Annotated in this window: 16 protein-coding genes; 4 read left to right on the top strand and 12 right to left on the bottom strand. The window is 61.2% G+C overall.

Annotated features, from left to right (window positions below; translation table 11 throughout):
• Window positions 1-47: 47 nt before the first annotated feature.
• The 6 genes from GTW23_RS09100 to cysG all read right to left on the bottom strand — a co-directional run bounded on the left by GTW23_RS09100 (window position 48) and on the right by cysG (window position 5,363).
• Window positions 48-941: a LysR family transcriptional regulator gene (locus tag GTW23_RS09100; RefSeq protein ID WP_252915464.1), complete on the bottom strand. Its 894-nt coding sequence runs from the start codon at window positions 939-941 to the stop codon at window positions 48-50.
• A 91-nt stretch (window positions 942-1,032) separates the two neighbouring features.
• Entirely contained in the window at window positions 1,033-1,368 is a 336-nt protein-coding gene (locus GTW23_RS09105; protein ID WP_252915465.1) for a 2Fe-2S iron-sulfur cluster-binding protein, read from the bottom strand.
• Between the two features lie 17 nt (window positions 1,369-1,385).
• Entirely contained in the window at window positions 1,386-1,880 is a 495-nt protein-coding gene (locus tag GTW23_RS09110) for a DUF934 domain-containing protein (RefSeq protein WP_252915466.1), read from the bottom strand.
• Between the two features lie 20 nt (window positions 1,881-1,900).
• A complete protein-coding gene (locus GTW23_RS09115; RefSeq protein WP_252915467.1) occupies window positions 1,901-3,571 on the bottom strand; it encodes a nitrite/sulfite reductase in 1,671 nt (556 codons plus the stop codon).
• A 12-nt stretch (window positions 3,572-3,583) separates the two neighbouring features.
• Window positions 3,584-3,907: a DUF2849 domain-containing protein gene (locus tag GTW23_RS09120; protein ID WP_152008825.1), complete on the bottom strand. Its 324-nt coding sequence runs from the start codon at window positions 3,905-3,907 to the stop codon at window positions 3,584-3,586.
• 10 nt (window positions 3,908-3,917) lie between these two features.
• Window positions 3,918-5,363 (bottom strand): siroheme synthase CysG, encoded by a 1,446-nt coding sequence (gene cysG / locus GTW23_RS09125; RefSeq protein WP_252915468.1) that lies wholly within the window; start codon window positions 5,361-5,363, stop codon window positions 3,918-3,920.
• Window positions 5,364-5,543: 180 nt separating this feature from the next.
• Between cysG and GTW23_RS09130 the strand changes: the two genes are divergently transcribed.
• From GTW23_RS09130 to GTW23_RS09145, 4 genes are all read left to right on the top strand, one after another.
• A complete protein-coding gene (locus GTW23_RS09130; protein WP_252915469.1) occupies window positions 5,544-6,146 on the top strand; it encodes a nucleoside deaminase in 603 nt (200 codons plus the stop codon).
• An 82-nt stretch (window positions 6,147-6,228) separates the two neighbouring features.
• A complete protein-coding gene (locus GTW23_RS09135) occupies window positions 6,229-6,639 on the top strand; it encodes a GFA family protein (protein ID WP_252915470.1) in 411 nt (136 codons plus the stop codon).
• 157 nt (window positions 6,640-6,796) lie between these two features.
• On the top strand, window positions 6,797-7,618 hold the full coding sequence (mazG, locus tag GTW23_RS09140; protein ID WP_252915471.1) for a nucleoside triphosphate pyrophosphohydrolase: 822 nt from the start codon (window positions 6,797-6,799) through the stop codon (window positions 7,616-7,618).
• A gap of 153 nt (window positions 7,619-7,771) precedes the next feature.
• Window positions 7,772-8,194: a hypothetical protein gene (locus tag GTW23_RS09145; RefSeq protein WP_252915472.1), complete on the top strand. Its 423-nt coding sequence runs from the start codon at window positions 7,772-7,774 to the stop codon at window positions 8,192-8,194.
• Window positions 8,195-8,231: 37 nt separating this feature from the next.
• On the opposite strand, the gene hflX is transcribed toward GTW23_RS09145, so the two are convergent.
• The 6 genes from hflX to GTW23_RS09175 all read right to left on the bottom strand — a co-directional run bounded on the left by hflX (window position 8,232) and on the right by GTW23_RS09175 (window position 16,782).
• Window positions 8,232-9,656 (bottom strand): GTPase HflX, encoded by a 1,425-nt coding sequence (gene hflX, locus GTW23_RS09150; protein WP_252915473.1) that lies wholly within the window; start codon window positions 9,654-9,656, stop codon window positions 8,232-8,234.
• Window positions 9,631-9,879 carry an RNA chaperone Hfq gene (hfq, locus tag GTW23_RS09155; protein ID WP_152008829.1) on the bottom strand — a complete coding sequence of 83 codons (249 nt, stop codon included), beginning with the start codon at window positions 9,877-9,879 and terminating at the stop codon, window positions 9,631-9,633. The genes hflX and hfq overlap by 26 nt, the downstream gene beginning before the upstream one ends.
• A gap of 379 nt (window positions 9,880-10,258) precedes the next feature.
• Complete coding sequence (locus GTW23_RS09160) at window positions 10,259-11,728, bottom strand: potassium transporter TrkG (RefSeq protein WP_152008830.1); 1,470 nt, start codon at window positions 11,726-11,728, stop codon at window positions 10,259-10,261.
• 4 nt (window positions 11,729-11,732) lie between these two features.
• Entirely contained in the window at window positions 11,733-13,109 is a 1,377-nt protein-coding gene (gene trkA, locus GTW23_RS09165) for a Trk system potassium transporter TrkA (RefSeq protein ID WP_152008831.1), read from the bottom strand.
• Between the two features lie 54 nt (window positions 13,110-13,163).
• Window positions 13,164-14,528 carry a nitrogen assimilation response regulator NtrX gene (gene ntrX, locus GTW23_RS09170; protein ID WP_152008832.1) on the bottom strand — a complete coding sequence of 455 codons (1,365 nt, stop codon included), beginning with the start codon at window positions 14,526-14,528 and terminating at the stop codon, window positions 13,164-13,166.
• Window positions 14,518-16,782, bottom strand: a complete 2,265-nt coding sequence (locus GTW23_RS09175; protein ID WP_252915597.1) for a sensor histidine kinase NtrY-like — start codon at window positions 16,780-16,782, stop codon at window positions 14,518-14,520. The genes ntrX and GTW23_RS09175 overlap by 11 nt, the downstream gene beginning before the upstream one ends.
• Window positions 16,783-16,824 lie beyond the last annotated feature (42 nt).

The raw sequence follows: 16,824 nt of genomic DNA on the forward strand, positions 1-16,824 counted from the left end.
GTGCTTGAATCAAGGGATCATATTCGTTGTGCGATAGAAAACTTCTATCAAGGCGACAGGGATTTTGCGAACATCCTTGCTTCATGAAGCAAGGCGGAGACGATCGGCGTATGCGGCTCGCGTGGTGCTGCGATCATGCCGACGATGTGGTGGGCGTCAGGCTCGACGATCGGAATTGACTTGATGTCGCCGTCAAACCCCAGCGTTTTGGCCAGATTGACCGGCATGATGGAAGCCCATCTGCCCGTGCGAATATGCGAGAACAAGACAATCATCGAGTTGGATTCCAGCGTCGGTTTGGCCGTCGCGCCCGCCTCGGTGAGGTGCTGGTTGATGATCCGCCGGTTCTGCATATCCGGCGTGAGCAGGCAGAGCGGCAGCGTCGCGACCTCAGCCCAGGTCACAGCCTCGCGGTCAGAATATTGCTGGCCTTCCGATGTAATCAATTGATATCGTTCGGCATAAAGCGGCACGGTTGCCACACGGCCCGTTGGCTCGTTCTCCAGATAGCTGATGCCGACGTCGATTTCGAAGTTCTCCAGCCGCGAGAGCACCTGGTAACTGGTGCAGGACGTCACAGACAGGGTGACGGCGGGGTGTTTTTCGGTAAAGGCCACCGTCAGTTCGGTGACCATGTGGGTGGCTGTCGGAATGACCGCGATGCGGGCGTGACCGGACAGCCCCTTGCGGGCGGCCTTCATCTCTTCACGCATGGTACGAGCATCACCGACGATGCGACGGGCCCATTCAAGCACCCGTTGACCCTCGGGTGTCAGCCCCTGGAAACGCGAACCGCGCTGCACAAGCGTGACGCCAAGCTGATCCTCAAGCTGTTTGAGAGACGCCGACAGCGTCGGCTGGGTCACACCGCATTCCTCCGCGGCGCGGCCGAAGTGCCGCTCCCGCGCCAAAACGATGAAGAATTCGAGTTTGTCGATCATGAAAACAAGATTCGCATGGCGAGCATGCCTGGCGCAAGCTCATCAAGCGACGCTTCCATGTCGGGAATACGCGGCTTCCGAAAGGCAATATTCAGGCGGCAGCGCGGTCGCCGTCCTCGGTGCCCGGCGCCAGCGTCACCTCAAGCCCGTCGAGCTCAGCGCTCATCAGCAACTGGCAGGACAGCCGCGAATTGTCGCGCACGTCAAAAGCCTGGTCGAGCATGTCCTCTTCCTCCGCCTCGATCGGGTGCAACTGATCGATCCAGTCTGCGGCAACGTGGACATGGCAGGTGGCACAGGCGCAGGCGCCGCCGCACTCGGCCTTGATGTTGAGCCCCCAGTCCCGGATGATTTCCATGACGCGGAAGCCCTCAAGCGCCTCAAGCGTGTGGCGGGTTCCGCTCTGGTCGGTGACGTGGATCTGCATGCTGAAGTCTCCCCGGATCAGCCGTTCAAGATAGCGGTGCGGCGCCAGCTGTAGCCGGTCCCCGCATCGGTCTTGTCCGCTGCGGGCTGGTAGTGCAGGTCAATGCCCGGCAGACGCTTTTCGACCAGCCGCTCGATGGTCGGGGCATGATGGACCTCGAAACTGTCAAAGCCGGTCCGAAGCATCAGCGGCACCTGGTCGAGCAGCACCGTGCCGACCGCGCGCAGTTCTCCGGTGTAGCCGAGCCGCTGTCTCAGCAGCATGGCCTGCGAAAAGCCGCGCCCGTCGCTGAACGCCGGGAAGGTCAGCGCGACGATGGCGACGCTCTCGAGGATCGGCGCCAGAGCCCGCGCATCGTCGGCGGGCTGCAGCACCACGCCGAAGGGCGCATTGTCCTGAGAATGTTCGAGCGCCTCGGCCAATGGCAGCAACTTTGGGGCATCCGCTCCGGTTACGTCCGAAACCCAGGGATCGTTTTCGACGATCCCGTTTTGTGTCCAAATGACAGTCATGTCTGTTCTCCGCGCCTCTGTCAGGCGGCTTCGGATTCGCTGTTGTAAAGCGCGGCCTTGAAGGGACCGGCGCCGATACGGCGGTAGCATTCGATAAAGGTCTCGGCAGCACCAGTTCGGTTGGCGAGATAGGTGTCGACGATGGTCTCGATCGCATCGGTGAGCTCGCCCGGCTCGAAGCCGCGGCCGGTGATCTGGCCGATCGAGGCGTGCTCGTCGCCCGAGCCGCCAAGCGAGATCTGGTAGAGTTCCGCGCCCTTCTTCTCGACACCGAGAATGCCGATGTGGCCGACATGGTGATGGCCGCAGGCATTGATGCAGCCCGAGATCTTGATCTTCAGATCACCGATCTCGGCCTGCCGCTTGGGATCGCCGAAGCGGTTGGAAATCTCCTGCGCCACCGGGATCGAGCGGGCATTGGCCAGCGCGCAATAATCCAGCCCCGGGCAGGCTATGATGTCGGTGATCAGGCCTGCATTGGCCGTCGCCAGGCCGTCGGTCAGCAGCGCCCGGTAGAGCGGCTCGAGATCGGCCAGCGCGACATGCGGCAGCACCAGGTTCTGCTCGTGGGTGACGCGGATTTCGTCATGGGCAAATTCCTCGGCCAGCCGCGCCACCGCATCCATCTGGTCGGCGGACGCATCGCCCGGAATACCGCCGATCGGCTTCAGGGAGATCGTCACCATGGCGTAATCCGGATGCCGGTGGGGAGCGACGTTGCGGCCGACCCACTCGGCAAAACCGGGATCGGACTTTTTCCAGGCGGCCAGTTCGCCCCAGCCCTCGGCGCGCGGCGCGAGCGCCGGCGGCGCGAAATAGGCGTTGATCGCGGCAATATCAGCGCCAGGCAGCTTCAGCTCGCCATCCTTGAGATGAGCCCATTCCGCCTCGATTTCCGCGCTCAATTGCTCGACGCCGGTTTCATGCACCAGGATCTTGATTCGCGCCTTGTACTTGTTGTCGCGGCGGCCATGCAGATTGTAGACCCGCATGATTGCCGTTGTGTAGCTCAACAGATCGGCTTCGGGCAGGAAGTCCCTGATTTTCTTGGCGAGGATAGGCGTCCGCCCCTGGCCGCCGCCGATCCAGACGGCGAAGCCGAGTTCACCCTGATCGTTCTTTTTCAGTTGCAGGCCGATATCGTGTACCTGGATCGCCGCGCGGTCGCGCTCCGATCCCGTCACCGCGATCTTGAACTTGCGCGGCAGGAAGGAAAATTCCGGATGCACCGAGGACCATTGCCTCAGGATCTCGGCATAGGGGCGCGGATCGGCGATTTCGTCGGCGGCCGCACCTGCGAAATGATCGGCGGTGACATTGCGAATGCAGTTGCCCGAGGTCTGGATCGCGTGCATCTCGACCTCGGCCAGTTCCTTCAGGATCGCCGGCATGTCCGAGAGCGCCGGCCAGTTGTACTGGATGTTCTGCCGCGTGGTGAAATGGCCGTAACCGCGGTCATAGGTCCGGGCGATATGGGCGAGCTTGCGCATCTGCCGGCTGTTGAGCGTGCCGTAGGGAATGGCGACCCGCAGCATGTAGGCATGAAGCTGGAGATAGACCCCGTTCATCAGCCGGAGCGGCTTGAACGCATCCTCGGAGATCTCGCCCGACAGCCTGCGCGCAACCTGGTCGCTGAACTGGTTGACGCGCGCTTCCACGAAGGCGTGGTCGAATTCATCGTAACGGTACATAGGGCTGGGTCCTTAGGCGGCTTGCGAGACCCGCGCGGCGGAGGCCGGCGCGTAGTCGATTGTCGGTCCATCGGCGCGGATGCGCTCGCGCAGCCGGTAGGGCCGCGGTCCGCTTTCGGTTTCCTCGATCTCGATCACGTTGACATCGACCACGCGGTTGTCGGCGAGCGCTGTCTGGCCAGCCGCTTCAATGGCTGCGACGGCATCCTCGTGGCGCGCCAGGAAAGCGTCCTTGAGCGAGGTGGTCCATTCGCCACTGGCGCCAAGCCAGACGGAGATCCCGTCGGTCAGGCGGTTGGCGGTGAGAACCTTGGTCTTGGTCTGTGTGGTTTTCATCGAGGCCTCCTCAGGCGGCTTGGGTTCTTGTGGCGGGCGCAGCGTTCGGCTGGCCGGCGGCAATGGGTATGGAATTCTCGAAACTGGCGCCGGCGACGGAATCGCCGATGACGACCATGACCGGTCCCGCAAGCTCGCTGCGATGCTCCAGTGCCGGCAGGTCGGCGAGCGTGCCGTGAAACAGGCGGCGGTTGCCGCGCGACGCGTTCTCGACGATGGCCACCGTCATGTCGGCGGGCAGCCCGGCCTCGATCAGGCGCGAGGCGACGCTGGCTGCCACCGTCCGGCCCATGTAGACGCAGAGCGTGGCGCCGGACACCGCGAGACGCGCCCAGTCCGGTAGCGCCGCCCCGGTCAGGTCATGGCCGGTGGTAAAGACCAGCGACGAGGCGACGCCGCGCAAAGTGAGCGGCAGTTCGAAATCGGCAGCAGCAGCAAGGGCGGACGTGATGCCCGGGACGATCTCGAAGGAGACGCCGGCGTCCCTGAGGGCGGCCATTTCCTCGCCGGCGCGGCCGAAGACCAGCGGATCGCCGGACTTGAGCCGGACCACGCGCTTGCCCTCACGACCGAGCCTGACCAGAAGTTCGTTGATGTCGGCCTGGCTCTTGGAATGGCAGCCTTTGCGCTTGCCGACCGAGATCCGCTCGGCGTCGCGGCGGCCAAGCGCCACGACCGTTTCCGGCACCAGCGCATCGTAGACGATCGCGTCGGCTTCCATCATCGCACGCTGGGCCCGCAGTGTCAGCAGATCTTCCGCACCGGGACCGGCGCCGACCAGCCAGATGTGACCGGGAACCGGTTCACGGCCGCGCAACATGCGGGTGGCGGCGCGGCGGGCGAGTGAAATGTCGCCATTGTCGACGTGGGTGGCGACATCCGCCTCGAAGAAGCGGCGCCAGAACACCCGGCGCGCCACGCCGCGCGGCAGAAGCCGGTCAACGGCAATGCGGTAGTCCTGGGCAAGACGGGCGAGCGCGCCGAGGGAGGGCGAGAGCATCTGGTCGACGCGGGCGCGGATCATCTGCGCCAGCACGGGGCCTGCGCCTTCCGTGCCGATGGCGATCGCTACCGGTGCGCGGTTGACCAGCGCCGGGGTGAGGAAGTCGCAGTATTCCGGCTGGTCCACGGCGTTGGCCGGGATCCGGCGCGCGCGGGCCTCGGCAACGATGGCGCGGTCCTGAACCGCATCGCCGGTGGCGGCAAACACAAGCGTCGCATCGTCCATCTGGGCGGGGGCATAGGCTGCCATCACCGGCTCGATACCGAGGCGGGCCAGGCTGTCGACGAGTTCGGCTTCAGGGGAATCGGCATAGACGGCGATATGAGCCGAGGTATTGGCGACCAGCCGCGCCTTGGCCGCGGCCTCGGCGCCGTTGCCAAAGATCGCCACCTTTCTCGCGTCCACCCGCATGAAGGCGGGGAATGTGGTCAGTTGCGCCGATTGCGTCGCCATTTAGGTCAATCTCCTGAGTTGAAGCCATTTTCAGGAATTCGACGAAGCAAATGAAGGAACAAACATGTGCCGTTTGGGGTGAACTGATATTCTTTTACCTCTTAATTCGGGTTATGGAGAAAGCGTAACCGCGACGCTTCAAAGCTCATGCGGTCGGACAAAACACACGGACCCCCCAATATGGAGATCAAGGAAAACGCGGACCTGGCGAGCAGGCTGCTCAATGTAATGGAACACGACATTCTGCCGCTGACGGAAAAGGGCGTGGCTGGTGGCAACAAGGTGTTCGGCGGCGCGCTTGTGCGCAAGTCCGACCATTCGCTGGTGATGGCCGAGACCAACAATGAGACCGAGAACCCGCTGTGGCACGGCGAGGTTCACCTGCTCAAGTGCTTCTACGAGCAGCCAGTGTCGAAAGCCGAATCCACCAGGGACATGATCTTCCTGTCGACCCACGAGCCCTGCACCATGTGCATGTCGGCGATCGCCTGGGCGGGCTTCGACAATTTCTTCTATTTCTTCAGCCACCAGGATTCACGCGACAGCTTTTCGATTCCGCACGATCTCAAGATGCTCAAGGAAGTCTTCGGGCTTGAGCCCGGCGGCTACAACCACGACAACGCGTTCTGGCGCGGCCGCGGCATCTTCGACATCATCGCCACCCTGCCCGACGACGAAGCGCAGCCGCTCCTCGAACAGGCGAACCGCATCCGCGGCCGCTATGCGGCGCTGTCTCAAGCCTACCAGGCGAGCAAGGATGACAACGCGATTCCACTGAACTGAGCCTTTTGAACCGGCCCGGCAGTTCGGGCCGGTCATCCGCCATCGAAGAACCACATCATCTCCGATCCGGGATACGACCATCATGACAAAACCCATTTCCGGCTCCTGCCTGTGCGGCGCCGTCCGCTTTGAAATCCTCGGCAAGCTCGAGAGCTTCTTTCTCTGCCACTGCCGGCGCTGCCGAAAGGACACCGGATCAGCCCACGCGGCCAATCTGTTCTCGACAACCGCAACACTGGAATGGCTGTCCGGGCATGACCTGATCAGGACCTTCCGTCTCCCCGATACGCGACACCAAAAAAGCTTCTGTACGGACTGCGGCTCCGCACTGCCTTATGCCGATGCCGACTCCGGCCTGCTGGTCGTTCCCGCCGGAAGCCTTGATGATCCGATCGACATTCGCCCCAACGCGCATATCTGCGGCGACAGCCGGGCGGAATGGGACCATGACCTTGAAGATGTCCCTGTTCTGGCAGGGCTTCCGGGCGCCTGACCCCAAAGATTGAAACAGCACTCCAGGGAACCCGCAGGCTGCGTCATGCTGCCTGCCGCATGGAGCGGCTCAAGCAGCTTGTGACTGAGCTGTGGACAACGGAACCGGCCGCGGCAGAACAGTCGCGGTCATCACCCTGCTCGGCTAGACTTCGGGCATGAAACCATCACGCGACATTTCCGGTCTTATCGAGATCATGGCGGCACTCCGGAACCCCGAGACCGGCTGTCCGTGGGACATCAAGCAGGATTTCAACTCGATCAAGCCCTACACAATCGAGGAGGCCTACGAGGTTGCCGACGCGATCGAGCGCAAGGATTACGAGGATCTTTGCGACGAGTTGGGCGATCTGCTGCTGCAGGTGGTGTTTCACACCCGCATGGCCGAGGAGCAAGAGCTGTTCTCGTTCGAAGACGTGGTCGAGGCGATCACCCGGAAAATGATCAGGCGTCACCCGCATGTGTTCGATCGCTCGGACGCCGACACGCCGGACAAGGTCAAGGCGCAATGGGCCGAGATCAAGGCCGCGGAAAAGGCCGAACGCCAGGCACGCCGCACTGCCAGGGGATTGCCCGAGACAGAGACGCCGGGGCAGCTGACAGGGGTTCCGCGCGCCCTGCCCGCGCTGATGGAAGCGCTGAAGCTCCAGGAAGCGGCCTCACGCGTCGGCTTCGACTGGGGCGCGGCCGGACCGGTGCTCGACAAGATCGAGGAGGAAATCGCCGAACTGCGCGCCGAGATCGCCAGCGGCCGCAGCGAAAAGGCGGCGGACGAACTCGGCGACGTGATCTTCGCCGTCGCCAACCTGGCCCGGCACCTGAAGAGCGATCCCGAACACGCGCTCAGGACCACCAACACCAAGTTCCGCACCCGCTTTGCCCATGTCGAGGCGGAACTCGCCAGACAGGGCAAAACGCCCGGCGAGGCGACGCTAAACGAGATGGAAGCGCTTTGGCAGGCGGCGAAGTCAGAGCATTAAAAAAGAGTATTGGAGAAAAAAGACAACCTTATGAATGAATCGAAAACCGACTAAACCATACTCAACATCGGTTATGCCGGACGAATCGGCCGTTTATTAAAGCTGAACGGTTAAAGTTTCTCATCCAATCATTTGCATCAACAAGGATCTGTAATGAAATCTCACATTGATGACATTGAAGACTACCTGAAATCCGCATTCACCAATGTTAGTGAGTATAATGCTTACTTTAATGATACAGGTCAGAAGGTTGTTAGCTCCTTCATGTTTACCAGTTGGCGTGGCCCAAAGTTCTCATGCACCTCTAAAAACAATCATCCAAGAATGACCTCATTCAGTTGTATTATTTTTGGAGGAGGGACCCAAGCACAACACATTCCTGCAATCGGCGGCGTTTTGAATAAGACCGGACTATTTGGATGCCGTATATATGTTGATGATGATGGAGATCTAGTTTTTGAGCTAGAAGTTGAAACGAAGAACTTGGAAGAGTACAAAAAACATTGTCGGCAATTTGAACTTTCTATTGATTCTCTGACGAATAAATTCGGCCCTCTACCGGTGGAATGGGATTAAGAGGGACAGGTAAAATTGACAGGGATATGGCTCCTAACTATTCCCAGCCTTCCGCCTCGGGCTTCGGTCCCAGACCCAGTTGCCGGTCCAGGTCGTTGCTGTCGGAGATGGTGAATTCGGCGGTGATCTCGACCGAGCCGTCCTCGTGGTCCTGGCGGTCCTTGACCCGGCCGTGCTGGTAGATCCAGGACATGACCGGCAGCTGACTGGCTGAGAGCCGCACTGTCCGCATGGTCAACTCGCCCGAAATCCGCGCCTCGATTTCCGACAGAAGTGCGTCGACGCCCTCGCCGTTCAGGGCCGAGACGACGATTGCAGCGCCTGACTGGGCCCGCGCCTTCAGCGCTTCGGCGGCGTCAGCCTCCAGAAGGTCGACCTTGTTCCAGACTTCCAGCATCCGCTTGGGCTGGTTCTCGCCGACGCCGAGACTTTTCAGGATCGCTTCGACATCATCGGCCTGTGACGCGCGGTCGGGATCGGACATGTCGCGCACATGCAGGATCAGGTCGGCCTCGACCACCTCTTCCAGCGTTGCCCGGAAGGCCGCGACCAGATGGGTGGGAAGATTTGAAATGAATCCGACGGTGTCGGACAGGATCACGGTCGCTCCATGCGGCAGCTTCATCCGCCTCAAAGTCGGATCAAGCGTTGCGAACAGCATGTCCTCGGCCAGCACCTCGGCGCCGGTCAGCCGGTTGAACAGGGTCGACTTGCCGGCATTGGTGTAGCCGACAAGCGCCACGATCGGGTGCGGCACCTTCTTGCGCTTGGCGCGGTGCAGTTGCCGCGTGCGGCGAACCTGGTCGAGTTCGCGTTCGAGCTTGATGATGCGTTCCTGCAAGAGCCGCCGGTCGGCCTCGATCTGGGTTTCACCCGGACCACCCATGAAGCCGCCGCCGCCGCGCTGGCGCTCAAGGTGGGTCCAGCTGCGCACCAGACGTCCGCGCTGGTAGTTCAGATGCGCCAGTTCAACCTGCAGAACGCCTTCCTTGGTGGAGGCGCGGCGGCCGAAGATCTCGAGAATGAGACCGGTGCGGTCAATCACCTTGACCTTCCACTCGGTTTCCAGATTGCGTTGCTGAACCGGAGTGAGCGGGTGATCGACGATGACCAGTTGCGATCCGGTCTGATCGATCAGCGCCTTGATCTCGAGCATCTTGCCCTTGCCAAAGAGCGTCGAAGGCCGGGGATCGGAAATCGGCACGATCAGTGCTTCGGCAACCTTCAGGTCGATGGCGCCGGCGAGGCCAATCGCCTCTTCACGGCGATTGGCGTCGGGGCGCTTGACCACGTTGGTGCCGTCAGGCCCGCTGCCGGGCGCAGCATTGCGCGTGCGCAGCGTCGGCACGAGTACAACGGCGCGTGTGACGCCGGACTTGCCGTCCGCGTCGATGAAATTACCGGAGCTGTCAACAGTTTCGATTTTGGTTGTCCTGTCAGGCGCCGTTTGCGGCGTCCTCATTTTCAAACATCTGCACAGGCTGGCTCGGCATGATGGTGGAGATCGCATGCTTGTAGACAAGCTGCGAATGGCCATCGCGTCTCAACAGGACACAGAAATTGTCAAAAGACGTGACCACACCGGTCAATTTCACCCCGTTGATCAAGAAGATCGTCAGGGAGATTTTCTGCTTCCGAACCGTGTTGAGAAAAAGATCCTGCAGGTTTTGTGAACGCTCCGCCATTGCGCCTTTTCATCCGTCTTTTTCTTGCCTGCTTCCGCAGGTCATTACCGCACCAGTTTAGTCCTTGATGGCAAACGCCTTCTTCACAAACGAAAAAAGGCGCGTCGCAGCCGAAAAGGCTTACGTAGCGTCAAGTCCCGAACATTCCCACTCCCTCTGACAGTCAGATATGATCGTCTTGCCGCTGACAGAAATTTGCTCGTCCGAACAGACGACAGAAGACCATTGTTGTGCAGTTTTGTAAACACTTGTTTTTGCGGGCACAGATCGCTTTCGCTTTTTCCTGTTTCGCAAAGGTTGCCGGATTGGCGTGCGGCACACACGAGAATTGGCCGCAAGCACTCGTGGTCTTGCAACACAATGCAACCGGAAATCCTGCTTACCTGCTCATCCAGTAGCGGATATTGAGGACTGCGAAGACAATCATCACCTCGAGCCGCCCAAGGGTCATGATCACCACCGCCGATATCTTCGCCGATACCGGCAGGGCCTGGAACTGCGGCCAGACCTGGTTCTCGGGTGCGGTCACATAGGCAGGTGGTATCAGGGCCTCATAGACCGGACCGGCGTTGGAAAAGAACGCGATGGCCATGGTGAGACCGCCCTCGAAATCCGTCGCCTCGAAAGTCAGCGCCATGGCGCTGAAGGCGACGATGAGCAGCGACAGCGAGAAATAGGTCCAGATCGCCCGCATGCTGTTTTCGTTGATGACCTGACGACCGAAATGCAGGTTGGTGACGCTGCTGGGGTAGATGAGCTGGTTCAGCTCACGGGCTGAATGAACCGCCATCGCAGCCACACGGTAGACCTTGAAGCCGCCGGTGGTCGAGTAGATGCCGCCGCCGACCAGAATGATCATCAGCACGACGATATCGGGCCACAACGCGATCACACCCGGCCGGCTTTCGATGCCGCTTGTCGCGACCAGCGATGTCGATGCAAGCAGGCTTTCAACGAAGATCGGCCCCAACTCGGCGCCGCCCGAGACTGCCGACAGTCGCGCCGCATAGAGAACGGCAACACCCAGAATGACGATAACGATGACCATCACCTCTGGATTTCCGGAGAAAAACTGTGCCGGCGTCCGCAGCAGGCGCCGGCGCCAGAAAACGCTGATCGTGCCGATCATCAACCCGATCGTCAGTACGAGCTGGGCCATAGGTCCCGCGTGATTTTCAAGAGCACCTTCGAAGGGAAGGAAGCCGCCGGTGGCAATGACGATCATCGACAACATCGCCGAATAAGGTCCGCTCACGCCCGCCAGCATCAAACCGACGAATATCACGAAGGTGATCAGGATGTATTGGCCGAGCACCTCACGGAAATCGCCCAGATCAATGGTCATGTTGCTGGCATTGCCGGTGATGACACGACGGTCACCGGCCGGCAGGCCACCAAACCCGCCCGGGGCCAGCACATGGATGATCGACAGCAGGGTTAAAAACCCCCCATACCATTCGATCGAGGCGCGCCAGAACAGGATTGCCTGGGGCGCGGTTTCCCGCGAAATAAGCGTTGCCCCGGAGGTTGTGAGCGCCGAGACCGCCTCGAACCACGCGTCAATCCAGCTCAATCCGGCAAGCGTCCTGAAAGAGACCGCGGCGACCATCGGCACCAGCACCCACATGGCAACGAGCGCGAGGTAACCCGAGGCCCGCCCCAGGGGACGCTTGAACCCGGAAATCGAGCCCAGAACCATCAAGGCGGCAAAGACGCCGAGCGCACCGACCAGCAGCATCGACAGAGCAAGGTCACGCATGCCGTCGGCAATCGCGAACAGCACCGCCGGCACGATGAGCGCGAACAAGCCCGCGACCGCGACTGCCAGGACGTGCAGGATACCGAGCATGAGCTCAGAAGAACTCGAGGCTTACGCGGAACATCTGCTCCACATGCCGCACGGATTCGAGTGCGGCGAACATTACCACCCGGTCCTTCGCCTTGATCTTTAAGGACCCGTTCGGGCGCAGGACCTGCTTGTCGCGATAGATCGCCCCGATCCGGACGCCGTCGGGCAGATCGAGACTGCGCAGCGGCTTGCCGACAAGCGGAGAGGTTTCCAGCGCTTCGGCCTCGATCACCTCGGCGGCCCCCTTCTGCACCGAGTAGACCGCCCGGATACGGCCGCGGCGGACATGCTGGAGAATCCGCGAAATGGTAACCGCGCGCGGATTGATATGGGCGTCGATGCCAAGGGTCTTGGTGAAGGTCTGGTAGGAGGGGTTGTTGATCAGCGCCAGGTTGGCCTTGCAGCCAAGCCGCTTGGCCATCACCGAAGACAGGATGTTGACCTGATCATCATTGGTCAGCGCCACCATCAGGTCGGCATTCTGGATATCTGCCTCGACCAGAATGTTCTGATCCAGCGACGAGCCGTTCAGCACAACCGTGCGGGACAGGGAATCGGCGATCGAGACAGCCCTGCCCCGGTCGGCCTCGATGATCTTGACCTTGGTCTTGGGCTGGCGTTCCTCGATGGCGGCAGCGACGTAGTAGCCGATGTTGCCGCCGCCGGAGATGACGATGCGACCCGCCTCCTGCTCCTCGTGGCCGAAAAGGCCAAGCGTGCGGCGGACATGGTCACGGTCACACACGACATAGGCCAGATCGCCGGTTTCGAGCTGGTCGGTGGAATGCGGTACGAACAGCCGCTCATTGCGCCAGACGCCCACGACGGTCGCCATCAGGTCGGGAAACAGCTCACTGAGCTGCACCAGCGGGGTGTTGACCACCGGGCAATCTTCCAGACACTCGATGGCCACCATCGCCACCTTGTCGTCGGCAAATCGGACCGCGTCTGTGGCGCCCGGCAGCGCAATACGGCGCAGCACCATCTGACCGACCTCGACTTCCGGAGAGATGATGACGTCGATGGGCATGTGGTCGCGCGAAAAAAGATCAGCCCAATGCGACTTGAGGTAGGATTGGGCGCGAATACGGGCAATCTTGGTGGGCACGTTAAAGATCGAGTGGGCGACCTGGCAGGCCACCATGTTGATCTCGTCATAGAGCGTGACCGCAATGATCATGTCGGCCTGGTCGGCGCCGGCCTGGGCGAGCACGTCGGGATGAGCGCCGTGACCGACATAGCTGCGGACATCGAGCGTGTCGCGGATGGCCTGGACCAGCGTGGCCGACGTGTCGATAACAGAGACATCGTTGTCCTCGGATGCCAGCCGTTCGGCAATGCCGTAACCGACCCGTCCCGCACCGCAGATGATGACCTTCATTGTCGACCCCTATAGCGTCATTGACATGATACGGCCTGAACCGCTTCGTGCCGCTTATACGCCAAGCGATTTCAATTTGCGATGCAGGGCGGACCGCTCCATCCCCACAAATTCCGCTGTCCGCGAGATATTGCCGCCAAAGCGGTTGATCTGAGCGATCAGATAATCACGCTCGAACAGTTCGCGGGCTTCCCGCAGGGGAAGCGTCATGATGTGGTTCGAACCGGCAGCCGATGCCTTGGGCAGCATGTCGGAGACATCGTCTGGCAACATGTCTGCGCTGATGACGGTCTCGGGACCATCGGAACGGGCCAGGATCATCAATCTTTCCATATAGTTGCGCAACTGCCGGATATTGCCCGGCCAGGTATGGGCCTGGATCACCGCCAGCGCATCGTCGCCAATGCGGCGATTGCGGATGCCTGCCTGCTCGGAAATCTGGCGCATGAAGGTATCGACCAAAAACGGAATGTCCTCTCGCCGCTCACTGAGCGAGGGCACGCGCACGGGCACCACGGCCAGCCGATGGTAGAGATCCTCGCGGAATTCACCTGCGGCAATCAGTTCCTCGAGATTGCGCGCGGTCGAGGACAGGATGCGTACATCCACCTTGACCCGCTTGGTGCCGCCTACCCGTTCGAACTGCTGGTCGACCAGCACCCGCAGGATCTTGCTCTGGGTGCCGCGCGGCATGTCGGCCACTTCATCAAGATAGAGAATGCCGCCATGGGCTTCCTCCAGAGCACCGATCTTGCGCTCGTGGCTTGCAGCGCTTTCGGTGCCGAACAGCGCGACTTCCATGCGTTCGGGCGTAATCGCCGCCGCATTGAGCACCACGAACGGCCCGCCGGCGCGCGACGACTTGCGATGGATCAACCGCGCGACCAGTTCCTTGCCGGAGCCGGAAGGGCCGAGAATCATCACCCGGCTGTTGGTGGGAGCAATCTTGTCGATCGACTGCTTGAGCTGGGAGACGGAGACAGAAGTTCCAATCAGCTCGACCGGATCACCGGAGCGCTTCTTGAGCTCGGTGACCTCCCGCTTGAGGTTCGAGGTCTCGAGCGCGCGCTCGGCGACAAGCAGCAGGCGGTCGGCCTTGAACGGTTTCTCGATGAAATCATAGGCGCCGCGCTGGATGGCGGACACCGCGGTTTCGATGTTGCCATGGCCGGAAATCATCACCACCGGAAGATCGGGATAGCGGGCCTTGATCTCGTCAAGCAGCGCCAGCCCATCGAGCCGGCTGCCCTGCAGCCAGATGTCGAGAAAGATCAGCCGCGGAACACGGTCGGAAATCGCGGCCAGTGCGGAATCGCTGTCCGCTGCCGTGCGGGTTTCGTGACCTTCATCATCCAGAATGCCGGATACGATATCGCGTATGTCGGCTTCGTCATCAACGACCAGAATGTCAGACGCCATCTGCCGGCTCCCTTTCGTTTTCTTCTTGTTCTTCGCTGATTTGCGCGTCCACCGGTAAGCGGACCGTTATCATCGCACCCCTGCCCTCGTCGACATCGGCCGGTGCGTCGCGCAACTGGATCGTACCGCCATGATCATCAATGATCTTCTTGACGATGGCGAGGCCGAGGCCGGTGCCCTTGTCGCGCATGGTCATGTAGGGCTCAAGCAGCCTGTGGCGGTTTTCACCTGGCAGACCCCGGCCATTGTCGATGATGTCAATCACGTATTCGCGTTCATCCGGAGACAGCGACGCCCGCAAGATGATGATCTTGCCCGAGCGCTCCTGATCGGACGGAACGGCGTCGATTGCTTCGGTGGCGTTCTTGACGAGATTGCCGAAGGCCTGACCCAGCATGCGCGGGTCGAACTCGCCTTCGAGCGGAAAGTCCGGAAATTCATTGCTGAAATCGATGTCGGAGCGGCTGACCTCGCGCAGGAACGCCGCGTCCTTGAGGATGTCGCGCAGGTCCGTGCGTACTTTCGACGGCTTGGGCATGCGTGCAAAGGACGAGAACTCGTCCACCATCCGGCCGATATCCTCAACCTGGCGGACAATCGTGTTGGTGCATTGGTCGAAGACGGCGCGGTCTTCGTCGGGGATCTGCTTGCCGTAGCGGCGACGAATTCTCTCTGCCGAAAGCTGAATCGGCGTCAGTGGATTCTTGATCTCGTGCGCAATCCGCCGGGCGACATCGGCCCAGGCCGTCGAGCGCTGGGCAATCACCAGGTCAGTAATGTCGTCAAGGGTAACGACAAAGGATTCAAGCCCGTCATGGCTTTCCTCACGGGTCACCTTGACGTTGAGTGTCCGCTCCTTGCCTGCCCGGTTCAGCGTGACCTGAGCGATGGCAGCGGTTCGCGGTCGCATCGAGGCCTCAGCCATGACGGTTTCGAACTCCGGCGCCAACTGGGTGAAATGATGGTCTATGACCTCGGCTTCGCCGCCGCCAAGGATCTCGCAGGCCGAGCGGTTGGCGATGGTGACCGCGCCATTGTGATCGACCCCGACGACACCGGCGGACACACCCGACAACACCGCTTCGGTAAAGCGCCTGCGGTCGTCGATCTGGTCCTTGGCCGACAGGATCTCGTCGCGCTGGGTGCGGATCTGCACGATCATGTTGTTGAAGGTCTGCGCCAGCGACCCGACATCGCCATCGGAGGCGTGCACCGGCACGACCACATCGAGATTGCCGCTTGCGACATCGTCGGAGGCGCCGATCAGCACGCGGATCGGTCGCACCAGTCGATCAGCCACTGCGATCGCGGTCCAGATTGCCGACAGCAGCACGATAAGGGCAAAACCCAGGTAAAGAATGCCGAAGGCGAGCTGCAGCGATGTTCTGCCCTCCTCCAGGGTCTGATACTCCTGCGTTGCCTCTTCCATCAGCCGCATCGACCGCATCACCTCGGGATCGACAACGCGCACGGTGTAGAGCAATGCACCGCTGATCTGCTGCAGCGGCATCAAGGCGCCGACCAGATTGGTCACGCCGGGTGGAATCAGCGTCGGCTGCCCCTTGACCGCATCCCTGAGAGCCTGTTCGGGCACGGCCGGAAGCGGCCGCTCGGTTTCAATATCGGCCTGAACGATGACACTGCCGTCCTGACGAACCAGAAACGCCCCCAAGAGACCGCGTCCAGTTGCCTGCCGCGTCATGAACTGGGTGAAGCCCACCCGGTCGAGTGAATAGAGCGAGCGGGCGTTGTCGAGATCATTGGCCATCGACACCGTCTGGCCCTGCAGGAAGCGCGCATTTTCCAGCACATAGGCCTGCGCCACCGAGAGCGACGAATTGACGATGGATTTGGTACGGATCGAAAACCAGCGGTCGAGCCCGACATCAAGGGTAATCGAAGCGACTATGGCGACCAGAATGGCGGGCAGGATCGCCACGATCGAGAACAGGCCGACCACGCGGATGTGCAGTTTGGCTGCGGCCTTGCCCCTGCGTCGCGCCCTGAGCAGCGATCGGATTTCGAGGAACACCAGCGTTACAAGGCCGATGACGAAGACAAGGTTGATCACCACGGCGGCGAGAACCACCTGGTCCACCGGCTCGATCGGGGTCAGTCCGAGAAGGATCGCAAAGGAAACAAGGGCACTCAGGAATGCCGAGACGACGAGTGCGATCCCGGGAAGCGTGAACAGGTTGCGCCGTCCCGGTGCCTGACCTTCACCGGCCTGACCATCCGGGCTTGCCGGGTCCATCGATGAACCGGCGGCATCGCGCTTGCTGTGGGCCATGCCGGC

Source organism: Parahoeflea alexandrii (assembly GCF_024105735.1).
GTDB classification, from domain to species: domain Bacteria; phylum Pseudomonadota; class Alphaproteobacteria; order Rhizobiales; family Rhizobiaceae; genus Hoeflea; species Hoeflea alexandrii.